Below are 505 nucleotides of genomic sequence, written 5' to 3'. Positions count from 1 at the left end.
CAGCTGCTCCGCGCCCTTCTTGTCCTCGAAGCGAAACGCGTTCGAATGCTCGGCCGTGCCGCCCGGCGACGAGCGCGACAGCAGCCCGCTTTGTGTCGCGCTGCCGGGCAGCCCCCATGGCGGCATCTTCTCGCCGTTGTACACGCGCCCCGTCACGATCGGCTGATCGGGGTCGCCGTTCAGGAAATCGACCACCACCTCATCGCCGATGCGCGGGATCTGCACGCCGCCGAAGCCGCCGCCCGCCCACGGGCTCGACACGCGCACCCAGCACGACGAGTTCTGGTCGCTCTGCCCGTAGCGGTCCCAGCGAAATTGCAGCTTCACGCGCCCGTACTGGTCCGTCCAGATTTCCTCGCCCTTCGGGCCGACGACGGTCGCCGTCTGCGGGCCGTTCGTGCGCGGCCGCGGCGTCGCGCGCGGCGAGCGATACGGCAAGCTCGAAGGCTGCACGAGTGTCTGAGATTCGTGCACGACCGCCTCGTTGCCGCTATCGGTCGCGTAC

General features: G+C 69.3%; 1 protein-coding gene. It reads right to left on the bottom strand.

The genetic code is table 11. From position 1 onward, the window contains the following. On the bottom strand, window positions 1-505 hold a 505-nt coding region (gene tssI, locus J5M58_RS26325), incomplete at both ends, for a type VI secretion system tip protein TssI/VgrG (protein WP_207880279.1).

The organism is Pseudomonas sp. 32_A (assembly GCF_017490905.1).
Taxonomy (GTDB): domain Bacteria; phylum Pseudomonadota; class Gammaproteobacteria; order Pseudomonadales; family Pseudomonadaceae; genus Aquipseudomonas; species Aquipseudomonas inefficax.
This window is presented reverse-complemented; position numbering and strand designations above follow the sequence as displayed.